This is a genomic window from Mediterraneibacter sp. ICN-202921 (genome assembly GCF_037890075.1).
Lineage (GTDB): Bacteria > Bacillota > Clostridia > Lachnospirales > Lachnospiraceae > Mediterraneibacter > Mediterraneibacter massiliensis.
The window spans coordinates 22,841-41,240 of the sequence record NZ_JBBKBE010000005.1 but is presented as its reverse complement, the minus strand read 5'-3'; the positions used below and the strand labels follow the sequence as shown (position 1 = coordinate 41,240).

The following is an 18,400-nucleotide window of genomic DNA, read 5'->3' as shown; positions in this document are numbered from 1 at the left end:
TTTATTTTCCCTCCTCTGCTTCGGCCTTCGCATTGATTTCCTGGATATGATCATAAATATCCTGGATATGGGGGTTTTCTTTCAGCATCTTCTCATGGAGTGGTTCTACCTTCTCTTTAAATTTGTCTACATCCACTTCGATAAATTCTACACCCATCTCACTTTCGGCATACTCTTTTGCTTCCTGTGCCTGTGTGTCCCACTCTTCCATTTCCACTTCTGTCGAAATACGTGCCGCTTCCTGGAATATCTCCAGTTCTTTTTCACTTAAGCTTTCCAGAAATTTCAAATTTCCTATCAGCATATCTGGAACCATCTGATGCATATTATAGGAATAATATTTTGCGACCTCTCCGTGCTTATTGTTCGTCAATGCCAGTTCATTGTTCTCTGCTCCGTCAATCACACCCTGCTGGATCGCCGTATATACTTCACCAAAGCTCATAGGCGAAGCTGCCGCTCCAAATGCCTGCATCATAGAAACACTGGCCGGACTTTGCTGCACACGGATCTTCAAGCCTTTTAGATCTCCCGGTTCATAGATTGGTTTTGTCGCATAAAAATTTCTTGTTCCGGCATTATACCATGTCAGCACACGAAAGCCCGCGTCATCCGTTGATTCATATATCTTTTCCATATACCCTGTGTCTTCCATTGTTTCATGATATGCTTCCTCTGAGGTAAACAAATAGGGCATACTGAAGATCTCGTATACATCCGCAAATGTCTCCAGATTGGCAGTTCCCGCCACAACAAAATCAATCGCGCCTGTCTGCGTCAATTCAATTGCCTTTTGCGCGCTTCCTAAAATTTCATTTGGAAAGATCTGCACTTCATATTCATCTCCGAGGTTTTCCTCTACATATTCTTTGAACGCAAGCAGACCAATATGCTCCGGATGCGTCTCCGACTGTCCGTGGGAAATGCGGATAATTCTCTTTCCATCCGTGAAAGCTGTCCCTCCTGATGAAGATGCGCACCCCGCCGTGCCCAAAAGCAGCGCTGCGCAGAGTCCTGCTGATATCATTCTCTTGATCGCCCTCATTTTTTCCTCCTTTCGTATCATTTCTGTACCAGATGTACCGCAAATCCGCCTATTTCTTCTTTGATATATACAGCTGTCAGTTTTTCGTTTTTATACTTCGCAGTCTCCATATCTATCTCTACACCTTGTTCTTCCAAGTAAGCAACTGCCTTCTCTATATCTGTAGTTCCGATCGCAATGTGTCCTTTTTCTCCAAGATAAGGCTTCTTCATCGCTTCCACTGCTGTTCCGGCAAATACAGAGCTATTTCCCACTTTTTTTGCAAATCCGAAAATCTCATCAAATCTGCCCGCTACCTTGCACGCCTCTCCTTCATCCGCACAATTGATCCCAATGTGACGCAGTTCAAATCCTAATTCTTCTAATTTGTTCATTTTTATTTCCTCCTCTTTTATAAGTTCTATAATTGCTAAAAGTCTGTTGTACACCGTTTCACCAGATGACACGCAACCGGAACTTCTGCCGGTATATCTTCCTGCCCGCACAGAAGCCGCATCATATTATCGATCGTAATATTACAAAGTCGCTCTCCGGTATTATCTATAGTCGTCAACTCTGGTTCACAACAGACTGAAAGCTCTGAATTATTGTATCCGATGACCGAAAGTTCTTCCGGCATCTTCATTTTTTTTGCATGGGCATATTTCACAGCGCCTACTGCAAGTCCGTCATCCGTAGCAAGTACACTGTCAAATTCCAGATCCCGTCTGGAAAGAAGGATATCCCTCACATAATGTATCTGATTCTGCACATATAATTTCAATTCTCCTCTCACAGGCAGTCCATGACTCCTAAGCGCCGTCTCATATCCTTCCATCTTTCTCTTAGCACTGTAAGAATGGGAATCTGTAAGAAACAAAATTTTCTTTCTGCCTGCTTCTATCAGCTGAGAGGCGGCAGCAAAAGTCGCCTGGCAGTCTTCACTATATACACTATATATATTTTCCCCTTTTAACTGTCCGTTAATCAAAAATACCGGCACCTTTTCTGCTGCCTTTCTGATATATTGGACAGAGGCGTCCTCCTCACCTCCGGCATAGATCGACCCAACCATGACAAGGGCATCTATCCTTTTTTTTAATATTAATTCGATCGCCTGTTCCTTCTTTTTCTGCTTATAACTGCTGGCATATAAAATACAGTCATAACCGTATTCACGAAGTCTTCTCTCCAAAAACGCTACTGCTGACGCCATATAGGAATCTGCCACATCCGGACATATGATCCCGATCGTCTGCATAGAGTTCAGTCCCAGTCCTCTCGCAAACACATTCGGAGTATAATGATATTCTTCCATAACCGCTCTTACTCTGTGTTTTGTCTTTTCACTAACTCTCGGGCTGTCATTTACCACTCTGGAAACCGTTGCAATAGAAACACCTGCTATTTTTGCTATATCATAAATGTTCACTGGTACCTCCGCCTTGCTCTTGCCATAACTTCTTATTGATATTTTCGCTTTTCTCATTTGAGAAACCGCTTACATTTTCTTTCATTATATAGAATAATCGCTTGCTTTACAATGCCTTTTTTCATATAAATCTCCCAAAATCATTCTTATATTTTTATCTATTCTGCTATTTTTTTCGTATTATTTCCCGCATCTTTGTTTTTATCTTGACGTATGTTTTAAAATGGTGTAGCTTAAATGTAAGCACTTACATTATGCAGCTATAAATAATACGAAAGGAAGCCGTTATGAAAACATATTTACAAATCAATCTCAAGGATAGTGTTGCAGTTGCGCTCACTCCTTTGTCAGCTGGAACCCCTATAAACTTCGATTCATTCTCTTTTAACTTAAAAGAAGACATCCCGCAAGGTCACAAATTTGCTCTCACCAACATCAAAAAAGATGAGCAGATCATCAAATATGGATACCCGATCGGTTTTGCCAAAGAAGACATCGCTGTGGGCAGTTGGATCCATATCCAGAATATCCGCACCGGACTGGGAGATTTATTGACATATACTTATAACAAACAGGATACAGACATTCGTCCTACCGAAGAACGTTTCTTCCAGGGTTTTCGCCGCGCTGATGGAAAAGTCGGGGTTCGCAACGAACTTTGGATCATCCCTACTGTAGGATGTGTAAATAATGTTGCCACCTCTATAGAACGCAAAGCACAGGATCTTATCCAGGGTTCTGTTGAAGCAGTTGCCGCTTTTCCACATCCGTATGGATGCTCCCAGATGGGGGATGACCAGGAACACACCCGGCAGATTCTTGCCAATCTGATCAATCATCCTAATGCAGGCGGAGTACTTGTCCTTGGTCTTGGCTGTGAAAACAGTAATATTGACATATTAAAAGAATATATTGGTGAATATGATCCAAATCGTGTAAAATTCCTCGTCTGTCAAGAGTCCGATAACGAGATCGAGGATGCCTTAAAACTTTTATCCGAGCTTGCAGAATACGCAGGCAGCTTTCACCGCGAACCGATCAGCTGCAGCGAGTTGATCATCGGCATGAAATGCGGCGGCTCTGATGGTCTGTCCGGTATTACAGCCAATCCGACAGTCGGTGCCTTTTCCGACCTGTTGATTTCTAAAGGAGGGACTACTATTCTGACCGAGGTTCCAGAGATGTTTGGCGCCGAGACCCAGCTGATGAATCGTTGTGCAGATGAACAGTTGTTTGAACAAACCGTGGATCTGATCAACGACTTCAAAGAATATTTCAAGCGGCATAACCAGACAATTTACGAAAATCCATCTCCCGGTAATAAAAAGGGTGGGATTTCTACATTGGAAGACAAGTCTATGGGCTGCACGCAAAAATCAGGTACCGCTGCCGTAACAGGCGTTCTTTCTTATGGTGAGCCTGTTAAAGTCAAGGGCTTGAATCTGTTAAGTGCTCCAGGAAACGATCTGGTCGCAGCCACCGCGCTGGCAGCCTCAGGCGCACATATTGTCCTGTTCACGACTGGAAGAGGAACTCCTTTTGCTTCTCCTGTACCGACAATAAAGATTTCTACAAACAATACACTTTTCGAAAAAAAGAACAACTGGATTGATTTTAACTGTGGAACTCTTGTTGAAGGAGATACACTTCCTGAACTACGAGATAAATTTTTTGATTATGTAGTTTCTGTCGCTTCCGGTGAACAAGTAAAATCAGAGAAAGCCGGTTTCCATGATATGGCGATCTTCAAACAAGGAGTCACCTTATAAAAATCTGTCTTTACTTTTAAGTCCTAAAAAACCTTGACCAAATTAACAAAAGACATAGGAAGATAAATAGAAAAGGGGCGTATGAATCTACGCCCCTTTTGCCAGCTAAATCAATTCAATGTATCTGTGTTTTTCTGCAGCACAGTCTGCTGATCTGCGCTGTACAGATCATTCTGTTTTATCCAATTACCAAATCGTGAGCATATCCAAGATTTTTATCCGAAATATTCGCAAACATTACCCAAAGAAACAGGATCCGATACTTGTTTTTCACTTACACTTTCGCAGCTTACGTTTATATTGAATGACTCCTTCTATTTTTATAAAGCATGATCGCCGCTGCTGCGACGAGCAGTTCTGTCATCGGATAGGCACACCACACACCTGTCATTCCCCCGATCGCTGACAGTAAAAATGCCATAGGGATCAAAACGATAAAGCCTCTGAGCGCAGAAATACTCTGTGCAAGAATCGGTTTTTCCGTTGAAATAAAGTAGGTTGCCAATACAATATTAACCCCTATAAACGGGCAGGCCGTAAAATAAATCCTCAATCCTTTTACGGCAAAATCTGCCAGTAACCTATCCTGCTCGCTGTTAAACACAGAGGTGACAGCAGCTGCTTTAAAAAATATGATAAAGTAGATCACAGCTGATAAAAGCAGCATCGTGAACATGGCATATTTTAATATACTGCTGACATCCTTTTGCTTTCCGCTGCCATAACTTCTGCTGAGAATCGGTTGGATCCCCTGCGACAAACCTGTATACATTGCTATCACCACAAGCGATATGACAGTTATAACACCAAAAGCCGCAACACCTACATTTCCTGAAATACGCAGTAAGATAAAATTAAACAAAAACATAACAATCCCCGAAGCAGCTTCTGTAAGGAATGGCGATACACCGCTCAAGAGTATACCCCCCCATATCTTTTCCAGCAGGTGTAGTTCTGACAAAATGGAATGTATTTTTTCTTGTAATAAAATGTATAGATAATATGCCAATACTGATGACCGGAGCAAGTCCTGTCATTTTCTATGACGCCGCCTCGCCCTATTTCTTTGATACTTTATTGTAATACCGCAACTTTTACAATATCTCCCGCAATCTCATCAATTTGATTTTTCTGCAAATGGGATATAATAAAGACATAGAAATAAATGAACCCCAATTTTATTGAGATTGGCTAAGGAAGGATGGTATTTTACTATGGAAATGACATTGAGATGGTATGGAAGCAAATTTGATACTGTAACCTTGCAGCAGATCCGCCAGATCCCTGGAGTGACTGGAGTCATCACAACTCTATATGATACAGCGCCAGGAGAAGTATGGAGCCGTGAGCGCATCCATGAACTGAAAGCAGAAGTAGAAGCTTCTGGCCTTCACATTTCAGGTATCGAGAGTGTAAATATACACGATGCGATCAAGGTGGGCTCTGCTGACAGAGACAAATACATTGATAATTATATCCAGACATTAGAAAATCTGGCACAAGAGGATATCCATCTAGTATGTTATAACTTTATGCCTGTATTTGACTGGACACGTACTGAACTTGCCCGCGTAAGACCGGATGGTTCTACTGTACTTGCCTATACACAGGAAGCAGTAGATGCGATCGATCCGGAAGATATGTTCCATTCCATCGCAGCTGACACAAACGGAACAGTCATGCCAGGATGGGAACCGGAACGTATGGCGCATATTAAAGAATTATTCGAAATGTATAAAGATATTGATGATGAAAAGCTGTTTGAAAATCTGAAATACTTCCTGGAACGCATTATGCCGACTTGTGACAAATACGATATCAACATGGCGATCCATCCGGACGATCCTGCATGGAGCGTATTCGGACTCCCACGTATCATCATCAACAAAGCCAATATCCTGCGCATGATGAAGATGGTGGATAACCCGCACAATGGTGTGACCTTCTGCTCCGGTTCTTACGGCACAAATCTGGAAAATGATCTGCCGGATATGATCCGCTCCTTAAAAGGAAGGATTCACTTTGCACATGTAAGAAACTTAAAATTCAACTCTCCGACTGATTTTGAAGAAGCCGCACATCTCTCTACAGACGGAACCTTTGATATGTACGAGATCATGAAAGCTCTCTATGAAATTGGTTTTGACGGCCCGGTTCGTCCGGATCACGGCCGTATGATCTGGGGAGAAGTTGCAATGCCAGGTTATGGTCTCTATGACAGAGCGCTTGGAGCTACGTATTTAAACGGACTCTGGGAAGCGATCCAGAAAGGAGCAAGATAATCATGAGATTAAATGAAGCAGGTCTTGCAAACCACAAAGAATGGGAAGAAAAGGGCTATGCCCTTCCCAAATTTGACAGAGCAGCTGTCACAGAAAATACAAAGAAAAGCCCTCGCTGGATCCACTTCGGCGCCGGCAATATCTTCCGTGCTTTCCAGGCAAATGTCGTACAGAATCTCTTAAATGAAGGTATTCTCGATACCGGTCTGATCGTAGCAGAAGGATATGACTATGAGATCATCGAAAAAATGAACCTTCCGCATGACAGTTACAGTATCCTCGTCACCTTAAAAGCAGACGGCAATGTAGAAAAAACCGTTGTCGGAAGTGTCGTAGAGTCCCTTGCTCTTGACTCTGACAATACCGTTTCCTTTGCACGCCTCAAGGAGATTTTTGAGACAGATTCCCTCCAGATGGCAAGTTTTACCATCACAGAAAAGGGATATAGCCTCGTAAACGGCAAGGGCGTTATTTTGCCAGATGTAAAAGCAGACATGGAAAATGGTCCCGAAAAACCAGCAAGCTATATCGGAAAAGTAACTTCTCTCCTTTACGCTCGTTTTCTGGCAGGCCAGAAGCCGATCGCTATGGTAAGTATGGATAACTGTTCCCACAATGGCACAAAATTATATGACGCAGTAAGCACATTTGCAGACAAATGGGTAGAAAACAAGCTTGTTGACGCTGCTTTTGCAGAGTATATCAAAAATCCACAGAAAGTATCCTTCCCTTGGTCTATGATCGACAAGATCACACCACGCCCGGATCCTTCTGTAGAAGCCATTCTCCAAAAGGACGGTGTGGAAGAATTAGACCCTGTTATTACCGGGAAAAATACGTACATTGCTCCTTTTGTCAATGCGGAAGAATGTGAATATCTCGTCATTGAGGATGCTTTCCCAAATGGCAGACCTGCGCTGGAAAAAGGCGGGCTTATGTTCACTGCACGTGAGACAGTCGACAAGGTGGAAAAGATGAAAGTCTGCACCTGCTTAAATCCGCTCCATACCGCACTCGCCGTATTTGGATGTCTGCTGGGATATGACTTGATCTCTAAAGAAATGAAAGACGAAACTTTAAAGAAACTGGTAGAAGGAATCGGCTATAAAGAGGGACTGCCTGTTGTTGTAAACCCAGGTATCCTGGATCCAAAAGACTTCATCGATACCGTACTCAATGTCCGTGTTCCCAATCCATTCATGCCGGATACCCCACAGCGTATCGCTACAGATACCTCACAAAAACTTGCGATCCGCTTCGGCGAAACGATCAAAGCATACGCTGCATCACCAGAACTTGATACCGCAGATCTGAAATTGATCCCGCTCGTATTTGCCGGATGGCTGCGCTATCTCATGGCAGTAAACGACAACGGAGAAGCTTTCGATCTGAGTCCGGATCCACTTCTGGATACTGTCTGCCCATATGTTGCAGATATCAAATTGGGAAGTGATTTTGACGCAGAAACAGTATTGAAGCCTGTATTGGAAAATGCAAAAATCTTCGGTGTCGATCTGTATGCTGTCGATATGGCAGGACTGGTCTGCAAATATTTTAAAGAAATGACACGCGCAACGGGCGCGGTGCGTCAGACATTGGAGAAATATACCGCATAAATTTCCAGACATATATCATAATGGGAAGGACTTTCGACAAACGAAAGCCTTCCCATTTTAATTTGTATCTTTGCCTGTTCTTCGATATAATAAAATAAACGTATACTCATCCGGCTCCCACAGCACATATCTTGCAGGCGGATGCGCCTCCATAAGTGCCACATGAGTATATAAAGGAGGTACCTATGCGCTATAAAAATATCATCTTTGATTTTGGAAATGTGATCGGAACTTTTCAGACTGCTTCTATCCTGAAACCATTCTGCAGATCTGCAGAAGATTTCGATCTGCTCTCTTGTGTTATTTTCAAAAATTGGGGTGCTCTGGACGCAGGCACAATAGACTATGAAGAAAACGCCCGTTTTTGCATAGATCTTCTCCCGGACAGACTCAAAGAAACCGGGCGCGCCTTTTTTGCAGACTGGGTGCAATATATCCGCCCGCTCCCTGACACATGGAATTTTATCCGGGAACTCAAAGACCAAAATGTGGGTATCTATCTTCTTTCCAATGCTCCCACTAAGTTTGCCCAGGAAGCGCCGGATACCTTTGAGATCTTACAGCTGTTCGATGGACTCGTATTTTCCGGCCCTCTTAAGATGGCAAAGCCCGCTCCTTCTATCTACCATTATCTATTTCAGACTTTTCATCTAAAACCGGAAGACTGCTTCTTTATCGATGATACCGCCGTAAATATCCAGGCCGGCAGAAAACTCGGTATGGACGGACTCGTATTTACCGGCGACATAGAAGCCGTCAAAAAGGAACTGGCAAAAGACTGCTGAAAAGAGCAGTCTTACTTCTCCAGGCATCCCGGCAGCGCTTTTGCCTCAAAAACCTCCAGACAACCCTTTCTTAAATTCTCTCTGTGCTTCTCTTCTCTGATCTTTCTTTGCAATATCGTCTCTTTTGTCATAGAGTTTTTTCCCTTTTGCAAGACCAATCTCTACCTTGACCAGACTATCAGAGAAGTACACTCTAAGGGGAACGACCGTAATCCCCTTTTCTCTCATTTTCCCATAGATTTTGTCGATTTCTTTTCTGTGCAGCAGAAGTTTTCTGACACGCAGCGGATCTTTATTAAAGATATTTCCTTTCTCATAAGGACTGATGTGCATACCATAGATATACATTTCGCCTTCTTCGATCCGGATAAACGCCTCCTTGATGCTGCACTTTCCCATGCGCAGGGATTTTACCTCTGTCCCATGCAGGACGATCCCCGCCTCATATTTTTCTAAAATAAAATACTCATGATATGCTTTCTTATTGTTGGCGATCAATCTGCCTTCTGTCTTTGCCATCACTCTTCCTCATTTCCATCATCGTATTTTTGTTCTTCGCCGACAAATACAAAGTCCACGGTCCGCTGTAGTTTATCAGCGCCAATAACCCGTACCCGTACCGTCTGCCCTAATTTGTACACATGCCGCGTGTGTGTTCCGATCAGATCGTACTGCTCTTCTCTGTATTCATAGTGATCGTCCTGCATATTCACCACGTGCACAAGTCCTTCCACTGTATTCGAAAGTTCTACATAAGCGCCCCATTTTGTAATGCCGGAGATCACCCCTTCATATTCTTCGCCGATATGCCGTTTCATATATTCCACTTTTTTCAGCTTCACTGTCTCCCGTTCTGCTTCTTCGGCACGCCTCTCCCGTTCGCTTGCCTGCATAGATACCTGCGGCAGGAGCTTCTCATAGTGTTCCATTCTTTCCGGTGTCATCCTGCCCCGGATATTTTCCTTTATGATCCGGTGTATCTGCAGATCCGGATACCTGCGGATAGGGGAGGTAAAATGTGTATAATACTTGGCCGCCAACCCAAAATGTCCCGTATTTTCCGGCGTATATTTCGCCCGTTTCATAGAACGCAGCGCAAGCCTGCTAATGAGCGCCTCCTCCGGTGTTCCTTCGATTTTTCCGAGAAGCTTTTGTATTTCTTTTGCATGCACTTCATTGCCCATATGGATATGATAGCCAAAATTATTGATAAAAGTGCTTAACCTTTTTATCTTCTCTTCATCCGGCGCTTCGTGAGTCCTGTAGAGGAAGGGCTGTTCTCTCCAGAAATATTCCTCCGCCACCGTCTCATTGGCAAGGAGCATAAAATCTTCGATGATCTTTGTCGCCACATTACGTTCATATGGCTGGATATCCTGTGGAACTCCGTTTTGATCCAGGACGATTTTTGTCTCTGGAAAATCAAAATCAATGGAACCTCTCTTATGACGTCGTTTTCTCAAAATCGCCGAGAGCTGCGCCATCCGCTGAAATAAAGGAACCAAGTCAGCATATCTTTCCGTATACTGCATTTTTTCTGATATATCCGCCTTATCATCCAGTATCGCTGCCACCGCCGTATAAGTCATCCTCTCATCCACACGGATGACCGTTTCCGCAATCTGATGGTCCACCACTTCTCCTTTTTGATCGATCGTCATAAGACAGGACAAAGCAAGACGATCTTCCCCTGCATTTAGGGAGCAGATACCATTGGAGAGCTTATGTGGCAGCATGGGGATCACCCTATCTGCCAGATATACGCTCGTCCCCCGTTTTAAAGCCTCTCTGTCCAGAGCGCTTTTCTCTTGAACATAATTCGAGACATCTGCTATATGGACTCCCAGATGGTAGTATTCGCCTTCGCATGTCAAAGATACCGCGTCATCTAAATCCTTTGCATCCTCTCCGTCGATCGTCACCATCTGCCAGCTGCGCAGATCCAGCCTTCCCTCTATGTCTGCCTCACTTACCTCCTTGCCGACCCGCACCGCCTGGTTTAAAACTTTCTCAGGAAATTCCACAGGAAGGTCATACCCCTTTACAATAGACATAATATCCGTCCCTGGATCATTGACGTGCCCGAGGATCTCCACGATCTTTCCTTCCGGCTTCAGATTCTCTCCGCCATAGGAAATCATTTCCACAACGACCTTATGCCCTGTCATGGCGCCCATCTCTTTCCCCGCCGGAATATAAATATCTGTCATGACACGTTGATCGTCCGGGCGCACAAAACCAAAATTTTTGCTCTTCTCATATAATCCTACGATCTTCACCGTTCCATGAGAAAGTATCTTTACAATCTTCCCTTCTCTGCGGCGTCCTTCCGGAGATTTCAAAATGATACACTCCACCTCGTCTCCCTGGAAAGCCCCTCCTGTATTTTCTTCGGAAATAAAAATATCTTCTGTATCATTCTCCTGTATCACAAAGCCAAAACCTCTGGCATTTGCCTGAAATATACCGGTCAGACGCTTTGCCCCTCCCTTTGTATATTTTCCTTTTTTAGAGACAGAGATCTTTCCTTCCTCCACCAAGGCGTCCAGCACCTCTTTTAATTCCTGCCGCTGTTCTTTCGGAACCTGCAGGATAACAGCCATCTCTTTTATCTTCATAGGCACATAAAGATCGTCACAGATAAAACTGTAGATCACCTTCTTGCGCTTTTCAAATGTCTGCTCCATATATCCACCTTTCCGTAATACATATAGAAAAAACACCCTATAGCATCCGTATAGAGTGTTTTGTCATTTCATCTTCTTAGTTAAATACTCCCAGGTTCAAAACTAAAGCCAGCACCAAAAACAACACCGCAAGAAACTTCGTAGACTTTACAAGCGCACCTTCCATAGAGCGTCCTTTATTCTGGCCCCAATACGAATCTGCAGCTCCGCTGATCGTTCCCAAGCCAGCTGATTTCCCTTCCTGCAAAAGAATAATTGCTGATAATGCAATACAATCTATAACAAATATTATCGTCAAAATAATTTTTAATATATCCATCCTTACACCTCCTGTGGATAAACCAAAATTAGTTTATCACAGTTATCCATAATTTGCAACCATCTTTTCAGTAGAGTATGCAGCTGCCTATGCCTTTTTTCTATTTTGCATATACAGGCCATATACAACAGCCGCCGCCCCTGCGGATATAAACATCCATATAAGACCAGACGTATCATCGCCTGTTTTTACAGCCCTATCTGCACGATCTGCCTTTCCCCCGTTTTCTCCATATACAGGCGCCTTTTCCCCATTTCCTTCCTGCGCAGGTGGTTCTTCTCCGCCTGGAATATGCTCTGCCGCTTTCACAAAGATCGTAAGTTTTTCCTCGTGATCTGCCATATTTTTGTCATCATGAAATTTTACTGTCAGCTGATTGGCACCTACTTTAAGCGCGCCTTTTTTCGTATCATACGTCAGCGTATATACGCCATTTTCATCTGTATTTACCGCCTCGTTCAGCTTTTGACCGCCTGCGAAAAATGTTACCTGTCCATTGGTCGGTTTTACCGAAACTCTCGGCGGCTCTGATGAATCCGGTGCATTTCCCGTCGCTCTTGGAGATACTTTTATCGTGATCCTATCTCCATACTGTACATCCGTTGTTTCCTCTGTACCAAGATAGGCCTTCACGCCTCCCTCAAATACAGTCCCTGACTGTGTGATCATAAAAGATACCTGAGCATCTTGAGCCGGCAGACTGTATTTCCCGGCATCATTTCCACTTAACATTGCGCTGGCGGAATATGTTCCCACTTCTATGCCTTCTCCCTCTACCGAAAGCTGTGCATCATCTGCGGCAGCGATATTCTCTGCAGTAATCGTCGGTGTCTGCGAAGTACCGTTATAGACAAACTGCGTATCTCCCCATACAAGTTTGAGTTCTGTTGGGGATGGTTTTAATATATTCTCCCAATACCCGTTTCCTGTCGAAAGAGTTGTAAGACAGGTGATCGGACTTCCGCCCCCGTCATCCGACGTATCGGTCGTCACATATGCCTGCCCCTTCTTATTCACCACACGGTAACGATGCATGCCATAGTCATCCATATCGTCTGAGTCTGAAAAATATACGCCGCTGAGATTGCCGGCAGAATCATATTCTGCGCCCCATACTGTAACAACATGGGCGCTTTCCCATAATTTATATGTCAGGGTAACGATCTGCCCCTGCTCGAAAAACTGCTTCATATCTGCAGAGATACTCTGATAATTTCCTGTAAAATCGTAGAAACGGCGCTGCGTCAAAATATCCGGTCCGAATACAGGATAGAAAAATCCGCCCCTCTTGTCCGGTCCTGTTTCCACAAGTTTTTGCCCGTCATACCCCGGATCATTTGTACCGCCGTTTTCTTTCGGCGGGTATCCGTTGATAAACTGATCCTGCAGGATATCCGGCCAGTTTCCTGTTGTCCTGTTTGCAAACTGTTCTACAAACCGCGCATATATCTTACTGTCATGCTGTCCCGGAGTCTGCCCTTTCAGTTCTCGTATCTCCTCTGCCTTCGGCGCTTCCGGATATGCTGCCAGATACCTGTCTATATACGCTGAATTCTGGTCGAGCCACCAGTGAAGCGTGTTAGAAGCGGCAGCAGAAAAACACAGATTGGCATCCTGGATCTGATCCGGCGTCTTATTTACATCATACCACCCATTTCCGGCCGTATAGGGAGCTATATATTCTACATATCTAGTACCGCCCTGCTCATATTCATGTTTTTGAAATTCACTGTCGCCGCCGCCCATCTTCGGAGGCGTAATATGATCTGCCCAGTAAATGGTTTTTTTCGCTCCGTCTTCATCTATATATTCTGTCACCTGTCCCACTCTGTCTGTCCCCGCGGCATCCATTGCATAACTGCCAAAGGAACTGCAAAAAAAGGAGATCATGCTGGCCATACAAGTAATCATACACACTTTTCGTATATTCTTCACATTCGTACCTTCCTAACTATATGATTTTTAACTGCTTTATTCTAACATATATACCGGCTTGGGTAAATAAAAATCCTATTTTCTATTTTTCCTTTTTATCCCTTTAGTCGGACAGCAGTCTCTTCCTGATCTGCTCTGTATGCTCCGAATGAAAATATGGCAGCGCTTGTGAAGCTTCCGCAGCAGATGCAAGCAGTTTCAGCTCGCCTTTTTCAATCCCACATATTCTTGCCAGGAAATTCTGCGACGTCTCCAGGTACTGGATCCTGTTATACCGCAGCAAGAGATAATGCCGTCCTGCGTATCCTCCGCATATTTTCAGAAACATACTGTCCATTCCTATTCCGGCAGTTCTATACTTTAAAAACATGCAGAGTACTGCTGTGACAAGGATTCCTGCCTCCGCTCCTAAAAGCCAGAGAGCATATGCAGGCCGGTACGCTATACACGTCATACACACTGCGGCTGTACATACGATAAAAATACTGAAAGGAAACAGCCATGCCGCCCAGACTGTCCTCGGCTGTCTTTTGATTTCCAGATCCACCGCATCCCTAAACTCTGGAAGAAGGTAATGTATTTTGTCTTTCAGCTGTTCTTTTGTGCTGTACAGGACAAGAAAAGCTTTCTGTCCCGCCTCGTCATTCATCCCTACATTGACGACTTCCACCATGTATCGCCCTGCTATTCTTGCCAGCATTGTCTGGTGTATCTTGAGCGCCTGGATCTTATCGACCGGGATCGTATAGCTTACTTTTTTTAAAAGACCATAGCAAAGATAGATCTTATCATTTTGCCTCTTTGCCCGGAAATCATAATACTGTATAAAACCCTTTATCGTATCCCAAAAAGCAGAAAAAAATACAGACGCGGCGATCAGTATACTTGCGAACGCTCCCAGGATCGTCTGCACACCGCCCGGTTCCCGGATGATCCCGATGATCACTGCCACTGCGCCTACTGCGCCAGCTATTGTAAGAAAGAGCGACAAAATACTGATGGAAAACAGTCCATGCACACACAGGCCGGCAAGATCTGTCGTAATATCATACAAAATCTCTTCTTTTTTCCCTTGTTCTTGTACCGTCGCTTCTTCCATGTCCGGATTCTGATATTGCAGGAGCATTTGTGTGATCTGCTCACAAAATCGAAGTGCTTCTTTCTTTTTCAGCACGATCTTCACATCCGTTTTATCTGCTGTCGACAAACTGTTCGTATCCAATTTTACTTTATATGTCCCGATCAGCATTTCAAACAAGTTCTGTTCTGTATTGATGTTAGATATATTTTTGATCCCGATCGTATGCTTTCTTTTATTGAGTGTGTTACATTCAATAACAATCGCCTGATCCTGAACGGATATGTATGTTTTTGCCCACACAAACAGATTTCTTCCTATGAGTAAGAGTATAACAAACAGGCAGACAAGCGCCCCTATAAACGCTCTGTCTGTAAACAAAAATTGAAAATCTTCGCTTTTGAGCCGTTCCAGGTTCTGCGCAAGGCCACTGACCACCATAATCAAAACAATATAAAAAAAGCTGCCAAACTGCTCCAGAACGATCGATATGTGATTTCTAAACCTCTCCTTCTCTTTCTTCATCACTTCTGTCTTTCTCCTTTTGTTCTGCCGCGATCTCATTGATACGCCTGCGCAGAGATTCTGCGATCTGTTCCGCCCGTTTTTCTTCCAGGAAAGAAATCGTAACATCACCTCCACCTGTAGTAACGACCACCTTTTCCACTTTAAAAAGCTGATCGATAGGTCCCTTTGCTGTTTTCAGCTTATGTAAACGCTCGATCGGAACAATATTTCTTTTGACGAACAGATAGCCTTCCCGTATATCGATACATTCTTCATTGATACTGTAGCGGTATCTGTGATAACGAAAATAAGGACTGATAAGCGTATCCAGCAGCAGCAATACTATGAGGATCACGGATATGACCTTTCCAACACCGATATTCTCCGGAAATATCCAAAAATAATTTACCGCGCCTATGACTGCAAGCGAAACCGCACATACGAGTATCCCCGCCACATACATACAGTAAAGCGCTCTTATGGATAACTTTTCATATTGCATTTCTTCTCTCCCACCCTTTTTCTTTATCCTGTACACAAATCGGCATACAGCAAGAATCTGTCTCTTTGTATGCCGATATTCTCCTGTCCGCACGACAGCCGCCTTTTCCTAGACAGTCCGCTCACGCTTAAACAGCAGGCAGCACTGACTGCACGAAAATACGTATACACCTGTAAACAAAGCGTAACATACCCCAGCAGGTCTGTCAAACGTTTAAAAGCCCATATCTTCTTCTATCCTAAGAAGCTGGTTATATTGTGCTGTCCGCTCTGTTCCCCAAGGTGCTCCTACTTTAATATAATCTGTCCGAAATGCCACGGCAGCGTCTGCAAGCATTGTATCCTCTGTCCCTCCGCAGCGACAGGAAAGTATGGTCTGCTTCCCTGCCTTTCTTGCACTCTCCGATACGTCCAACGCTTCGCTGAGGGTCCCCATCTGCGCAAGGTTCAGCACAACTGTATCGACTGTTTTTACTTGCCCTTCCTTAGCAGAGTTCTGTATATCCTCTGTGCACGGAACATCTGCTGCCAGCTGTACTTTTCCGCCCAGACGTTCTTCTATCTTCTCCCATCCTTCCCTGTCATTGTTCCCCAATGGTTCTTCTATCAGATCTATCGGAAAACGTTCTGCCAATTCTTCATAATAAGAAAGCCATTCTTCTGTACTCCTTATGATCTTCTGCCCCTTTCTCTTACTCTCTCCCGGAAAATCGTATACTTTTCTGTCTGCATTATACAGCCTGGAAGCCGCTGTATGAAGAACAATGGAAATATCCTGTTTCATCTGGCAGCCCGCTCTTTTTACTGCTTCTTCTGTTAATTCCAGCGCTTCCTTCACATCTGTCAGATCTGGGGCAAATCCTCCCGCAGCACCTGTACGCACGACATCTGTTTTTTCTTTCAAAATTTCTTTTAGACTCTGATAAACTTTTGTACAGATACAAAAACCTTCTCTGTAATTCTTTGTTTTTCCAGGTATGAGCAGAACTTCTTGTATATCGAATGTATTCTCTGCATATATGCCGCCGTCTAAAATGCTGAACATAGGGATTGGCATTCTCTTTGTCCTCATTCCTCCCAGATACCTGTAAAGCGGAAGTTTAAGCGCTGTCGCCGCCGTACGTGCCGCTGCCATCGAGATTCCTAAGATCGTATTCACTCTCAGATTTCTTTTGTCAAAGTTACATGCTGACTTTGACAACACTTTGTCCAGTTCCGCCTGGTCAAATACATTCAGCCCCAGTATAGCCTGCGCTAACTCAGCATTGACATATTCTACCGCCTGTTCCATAGTTCTTTCCATATTTCCATTTTTCCAGTCTCTTGATCTTGCGGCTTCATAACCTTCTGCAAGAATTCCTGCCGACACAGATGCCCTGCCTACAATATCCTCTCCTGCCAGAACTTCTGCCTCAAAAGCAGGGTTACCTCTGGAATCTGTGATTTCTCTCGCGTAAATATCTCGAATCGGTAAATAGCGATACATAGATTTCGTCCTCCTTACGGAAAAATAGTATTTCCCGATAACCGACTCTTAATGCGTTGACTTTTCATATTCGACACGTTACAATTCGTTTAGAAAGTCGATTACCGCGAATGAGGAGGCTCTGCAGATGAAAGAAAAAGTCCGCCATTTTCTGCTGCTCACAGCAAGTACGCTGATCATGGCTGTAGGAACCTATTTTTTCAAATTTACAAACAATTTTACTTTTGGAGGGATTACCGGACTGGCTGTTTTAGTTGCCCATACCGGCATTATGTCCGCCAGTGATTTTACCTTTGTCATGAATATGATTTTACTTATCATAGGGTTCCTTATTCTCGGGAAAAAATTTGCTGCAAAAACCGCTTACTGCAGTATTCTTCTATCCTTTTCGCTCTCCGTTCTGGAACGTATCTGTCCTATGAGCGGTCCGCTTACCGATCAGCCCATGCTGGAACTGTGCTTTGCTATTGCCCTTCCAGCACTTGGTTCAGCTATTCTTTTTAATATTGGATCCTCCAGCGGCGGCACCGATATTATCGCCATGATCCTTAAGAAATATTCCAGTTTTGATATTGGGAAAGCTTTACTTGTCACGGACATACTCATTACCGTAGCCGGCTGTTTTATGTTTGATATTGAAACAGGACTTTATTCCTTCCTAGGACTTGCTATCCGCTCCTTTATGATCGATACTTTTATTGAGAGTTTTAACTTGTCCAAATACTGCAATGTCATATGTGACCATCCACAGTCTGTCTGTAAATTCATCGTCCAGACTTTACATAGGAGCGCGACGATATGTCATGCGCAGGGCGCCTTCTCCGGGAAAGACAAATACATTGTCCTTACGGCATTAAACCGCCCCCAGGCCGTCCGCCTGCGTAATTATATCAAAGAGACACAGCCGGAAGCTTTTATCCTGATCTCTAATACAAGTGAGATCATAGGGAAAGGCTTCCATAGTGTTTAAAACTTTGTC

General features: G+C 43.9%; 16 protein-coding genes. 5 read left to right on the top strand and 11 right to left on the bottom strand.

From position 1 onward, the window contains the following. Position 1: 1 nt before the first annotated feature. The 3 genes from WKT01_RS05940 to WKT01_RS05930 are packed head-to-tail and all read right to left on the bottom strand — an operon-like array spanning position 2 to position 2,456. A complete protein-coding gene (locus tag WKT01_RS05940) occupies positions 2-1,045 on the bottom strand; it encodes a TRAP transporter substrate-binding protein (protein WP_340311624.1) in 1,044 nt (347 codons plus the stop codon). Positions 1,046-1,062: 17 nt separating this feature from the next. Then, positions 1,063-1,419 (bottom strand): VOC family protein, encoded by a 357-nt coding sequence (locus tag WKT01_RS05935; protein ID WP_059066546.1) that lies wholly within the window; start codon positions 1,417-1,419, stop codon positions 1,063-1,065. A 35-nt stretch (positions 1,420-1,454) separates the two neighbouring features. After that, positions 1,455-2,456 carry a LacI family DNA-binding transcriptional regulator gene (locus WKT01_RS05930; protein ID WP_059066545.1) on the bottom strand — a complete coding sequence of 334 codons (1,002 nt, stop codon included), beginning with the start codon at positions 2,454-2,456 and terminating at the stop codon, positions 1,455-1,457. A gap of 287 nt (positions 2,457-2,743) precedes the next feature. Here WKT01_RS05930 and WKT01_RS05925 point away from each other — a divergent pair, with 287 nt between their 5' ends. Further along, on the top strand, positions 2,744-4,225 hold the full coding sequence (locus tag WKT01_RS05925) for a UxaA family hydrolase (RefSeq protein ID WP_340311623.1): 1,482 nt from the start codon (positions 2,744-2,746) through the stop codon (positions 4,223-4,225). 295 nt (positions 4,226-4,520) lie between these two features. Here WKT01_RS05925 and WKT01_RS05920 read toward each other — a convergent pair whose 3' ends face one another. Continuing rightward, complete coding sequence (locus WKT01_RS05920; protein WP_340311622.1) at positions 4,521-5,141, bottom strand: MATE family efflux transporter; 621 nt, start codon at positions 5,139-5,141, stop codon at positions 4,521-4,523. Positions 5,142-5,439: 298 nt separating this feature from the next. Here WKT01_RS05920 and uxuA point away from each other — a divergent pair, with 298 nt between their 5' ends. The 3 genes from uxuA to WKT01_RS05905 all read left to right on the top strand — a co-directional run bounded on the left by uxuA (position 5,440) and on the right by WKT01_RS05905 (position 8,908). Further along, entirely contained in the window at positions 5,440-6,507 is a 1,068-nt protein-coding gene (uxuA, locus tag WKT01_RS05915) for a mannonate dehydratase (protein WP_340311621.1), read from the top strand. Positions 6,508-6,509: 2 nt separating this feature from the next. Then, positions 6,510-8,123: a mannitol dehydrogenase family protein gene (locus tag WKT01_RS05910; protein ID WP_340311620.1), complete on the top strand. Its 1,614-nt coding sequence runs from the start codon at positions 6,510-6,512 to the stop codon at positions 8,121-8,123. A 185-nt stretch (positions 8,124-8,308) separates the two neighbouring features. Then, complete coding sequence (locus tag WKT01_RS05905) at positions 8,309-8,908, top strand: HAD family hydrolase (protein WP_340311619.1); 600 nt, start codon at positions 8,309-8,311, stop codon at positions 8,906-8,908. A gap of 45 nt (positions 8,909-8,953) precedes the next feature. Here the strand turns inward: WKT01_RS05905 and smpB are convergent, their stop codons facing one another. The 7 genes from smpB to eno all read right to left on the bottom strand — a co-directional run bounded on the left by smpB (position 8,954) and on the right by eno (position 17,421). Next, entirely contained in the window at positions 8,954-9,427 is a 474-nt protein-coding gene (gene smpB / locus WKT01_RS05900) for an SsrA-binding protein SmpB (protein ID WP_340311618.1), read from the bottom strand. Then, a complete protein-coding gene (rnr, locus tag WKT01_RS05895; RefSeq protein WP_340311617.1) occupies positions 9,427-11,595 on the bottom strand; it encodes a ribonuclease R in 2,169 nt (722 codons plus the stop codon). The genes smpB and rnr overlap by 1 nt, the downstream gene beginning before the upstream one ends. Before the next feature lie 76 nt (positions 11,596-11,671). Then, the gene (gene secG / locus WKT01_RS05890) at positions 11,672-11,914 is read right to left on the bottom strand and encodes a preprotein translocase subunit SecG (RefSeq protein ID WP_059066538.1); all 243 of its coding nucleotides are present in this window, start codon (positions 11,912-11,914) and stop codon (positions 11,672-11,674) included. Between the two features lie 87 nt (positions 11,915-12,001). After that, entirely contained in the window at positions 12,002-13,849 is a 1,848-nt protein-coding gene (locus WKT01_RS05885) for an IdeS/Mac family cysteine endopeptidase (protein WP_340311616.1), read from the bottom strand. A 103-nt stretch (positions 13,850-13,952) separates the two neighbouring features. After that, entirely contained in the window at positions 13,953-15,452 is a 1,500-nt protein-coding gene (locus WKT01_RS05880; RefSeq protein WP_340311615.1) for a PH domain-containing protein, read from the bottom strand. Next, the gene (locus tag WKT01_RS05875; protein ID WP_340311614.1) at positions 15,427-15,936 is read right to left on the bottom strand and encodes a PH domain-containing protein; all 510 of its coding nucleotides are present in this window, start codon (positions 15,934-15,936) and stop codon (positions 15,427-15,429) included. Before WKT01_RS05875 ends, WKT01_RS05880 begins: the two co-directional genes overlap by 26 nt. Before the next feature lie 213 nt (positions 15,937-16,149). Then, the gene (gene eno / locus WKT01_RS05870; RefSeq protein ID WP_340311613.1) at positions 16,150-17,421 is read right to left on the bottom strand and encodes a phosphopyruvate hydratase; all 1,272 of its coding nucleotides are present in this window, start codon (positions 17,419-17,421) and stop codon (positions 16,150-16,152) included. A 127-nt stretch (positions 17,422-17,548) separates the two neighbouring features. Here eno and WKT01_RS05865 point away from each other — a divergent pair, with 127 nt between their 5' ends. Beyond that, positions 17,549-18,391 carry a YitT family protein gene (locus tag WKT01_RS05865; RefSeq protein WP_059066534.1) on the top strand — a complete coding sequence of 281 codons (843 nt, stop codon included), beginning with the start codon at positions 17,549-17,551 and terminating at the stop codon, positions 18,389-18,391. Positions 18,392-18,400: the final 9 nt, after the last annotated feature.

Excerpts from the sequence above, each read along its gene's own strand:
- WKT01_RS05875 (WP_340311614.1), bottom strand. The coding sequence starts at position 15,936 with ATGCAATATGAAAAGTTATCCATAAGAGCGCTTTACTGTATGTATGTG.
- secG (WP_059066538.1), bottom strand. The coding sequence starts at position 11,914 with ATGGATATATTAAAAATTATTTTGACGATAATATTTGTTATAGATTGT.
- WKT01_RS05935 (WP_059066546.1), bottom strand. The coding sequence starts at position 1,419 with ATGAACAAATTAGAAGAATTAGGATTTGAACTGCGTCACATTGGGATC.
- smpB (WP_340311618.1), bottom strand. The coding sequence starts at position 9,427 with ATGGCAAAGACAGAAGGCAGATTGATCGCCAACAATAAGAAAGCATAT.
- WKT01_RS05940 (WP_340311624.1), bottom strand. The coding sequence starts at position 1,045 with ATGAGGGCGATCAAGAGAATGATATCAGCAGGACTCTGCGCAGCGCTG.
- WKT01_RS05865 (WP_059066534.1), top strand. The coding sequence starts at position 17,549 with ATGAAAGAAAAAGTCCGCCATTTTCTGCTGCTCACAGCAAGTACGCTG.
- rnr (WP_340311617.1), bottom strand. The coding sequence starts at position 11,595 with ATGGAGCAGACATTTGAAAAGCGCAAGAAGGTGATCTACAGTTTTATC.
- WKT01_RS05925 (WP_340311623.1), top strand. The coding sequence starts at position 2,744 with ATGAAAACATATTTACAAATCAATCTCAAGGATAGTGTTGCAGTTGCG.
- WKT01_RS05880 (WP_340311615.1), bottom strand. The coding sequence starts at position 15,452 with ATGAAGAAAGAGAAGGAGAGGTTTAGAAATCACATATCGATCGTTCTG.
- uxuA (WP_340311621.1), top strand. The coding sequence starts at position 5,440 with ATGGAAATGACATTGAGATGGTATGGAAGCAAATTTGATACTGTAACC.
- WKT01_RS05905 (WP_340311619.1), top strand. The coding sequence starts at position 8,309 with ATGCGCTATAAAAATATCATCTTTGATTTTGGAAATGTGATCGGAACT.
- eno (WP_340311613.1), bottom strand. The coding sequence starts at position 17,421 with ATGTATCGCTATTTACCGATTCGAGATATTTACGCGAGAGAAATCACA.
- WKT01_RS05910 (WP_340311620.1), top strand. The coding sequence starts at position 6,510 with ATGAGATTAAATGAAGCAGGTCTTGCAAACCACAAAGAATGGGAAGAA.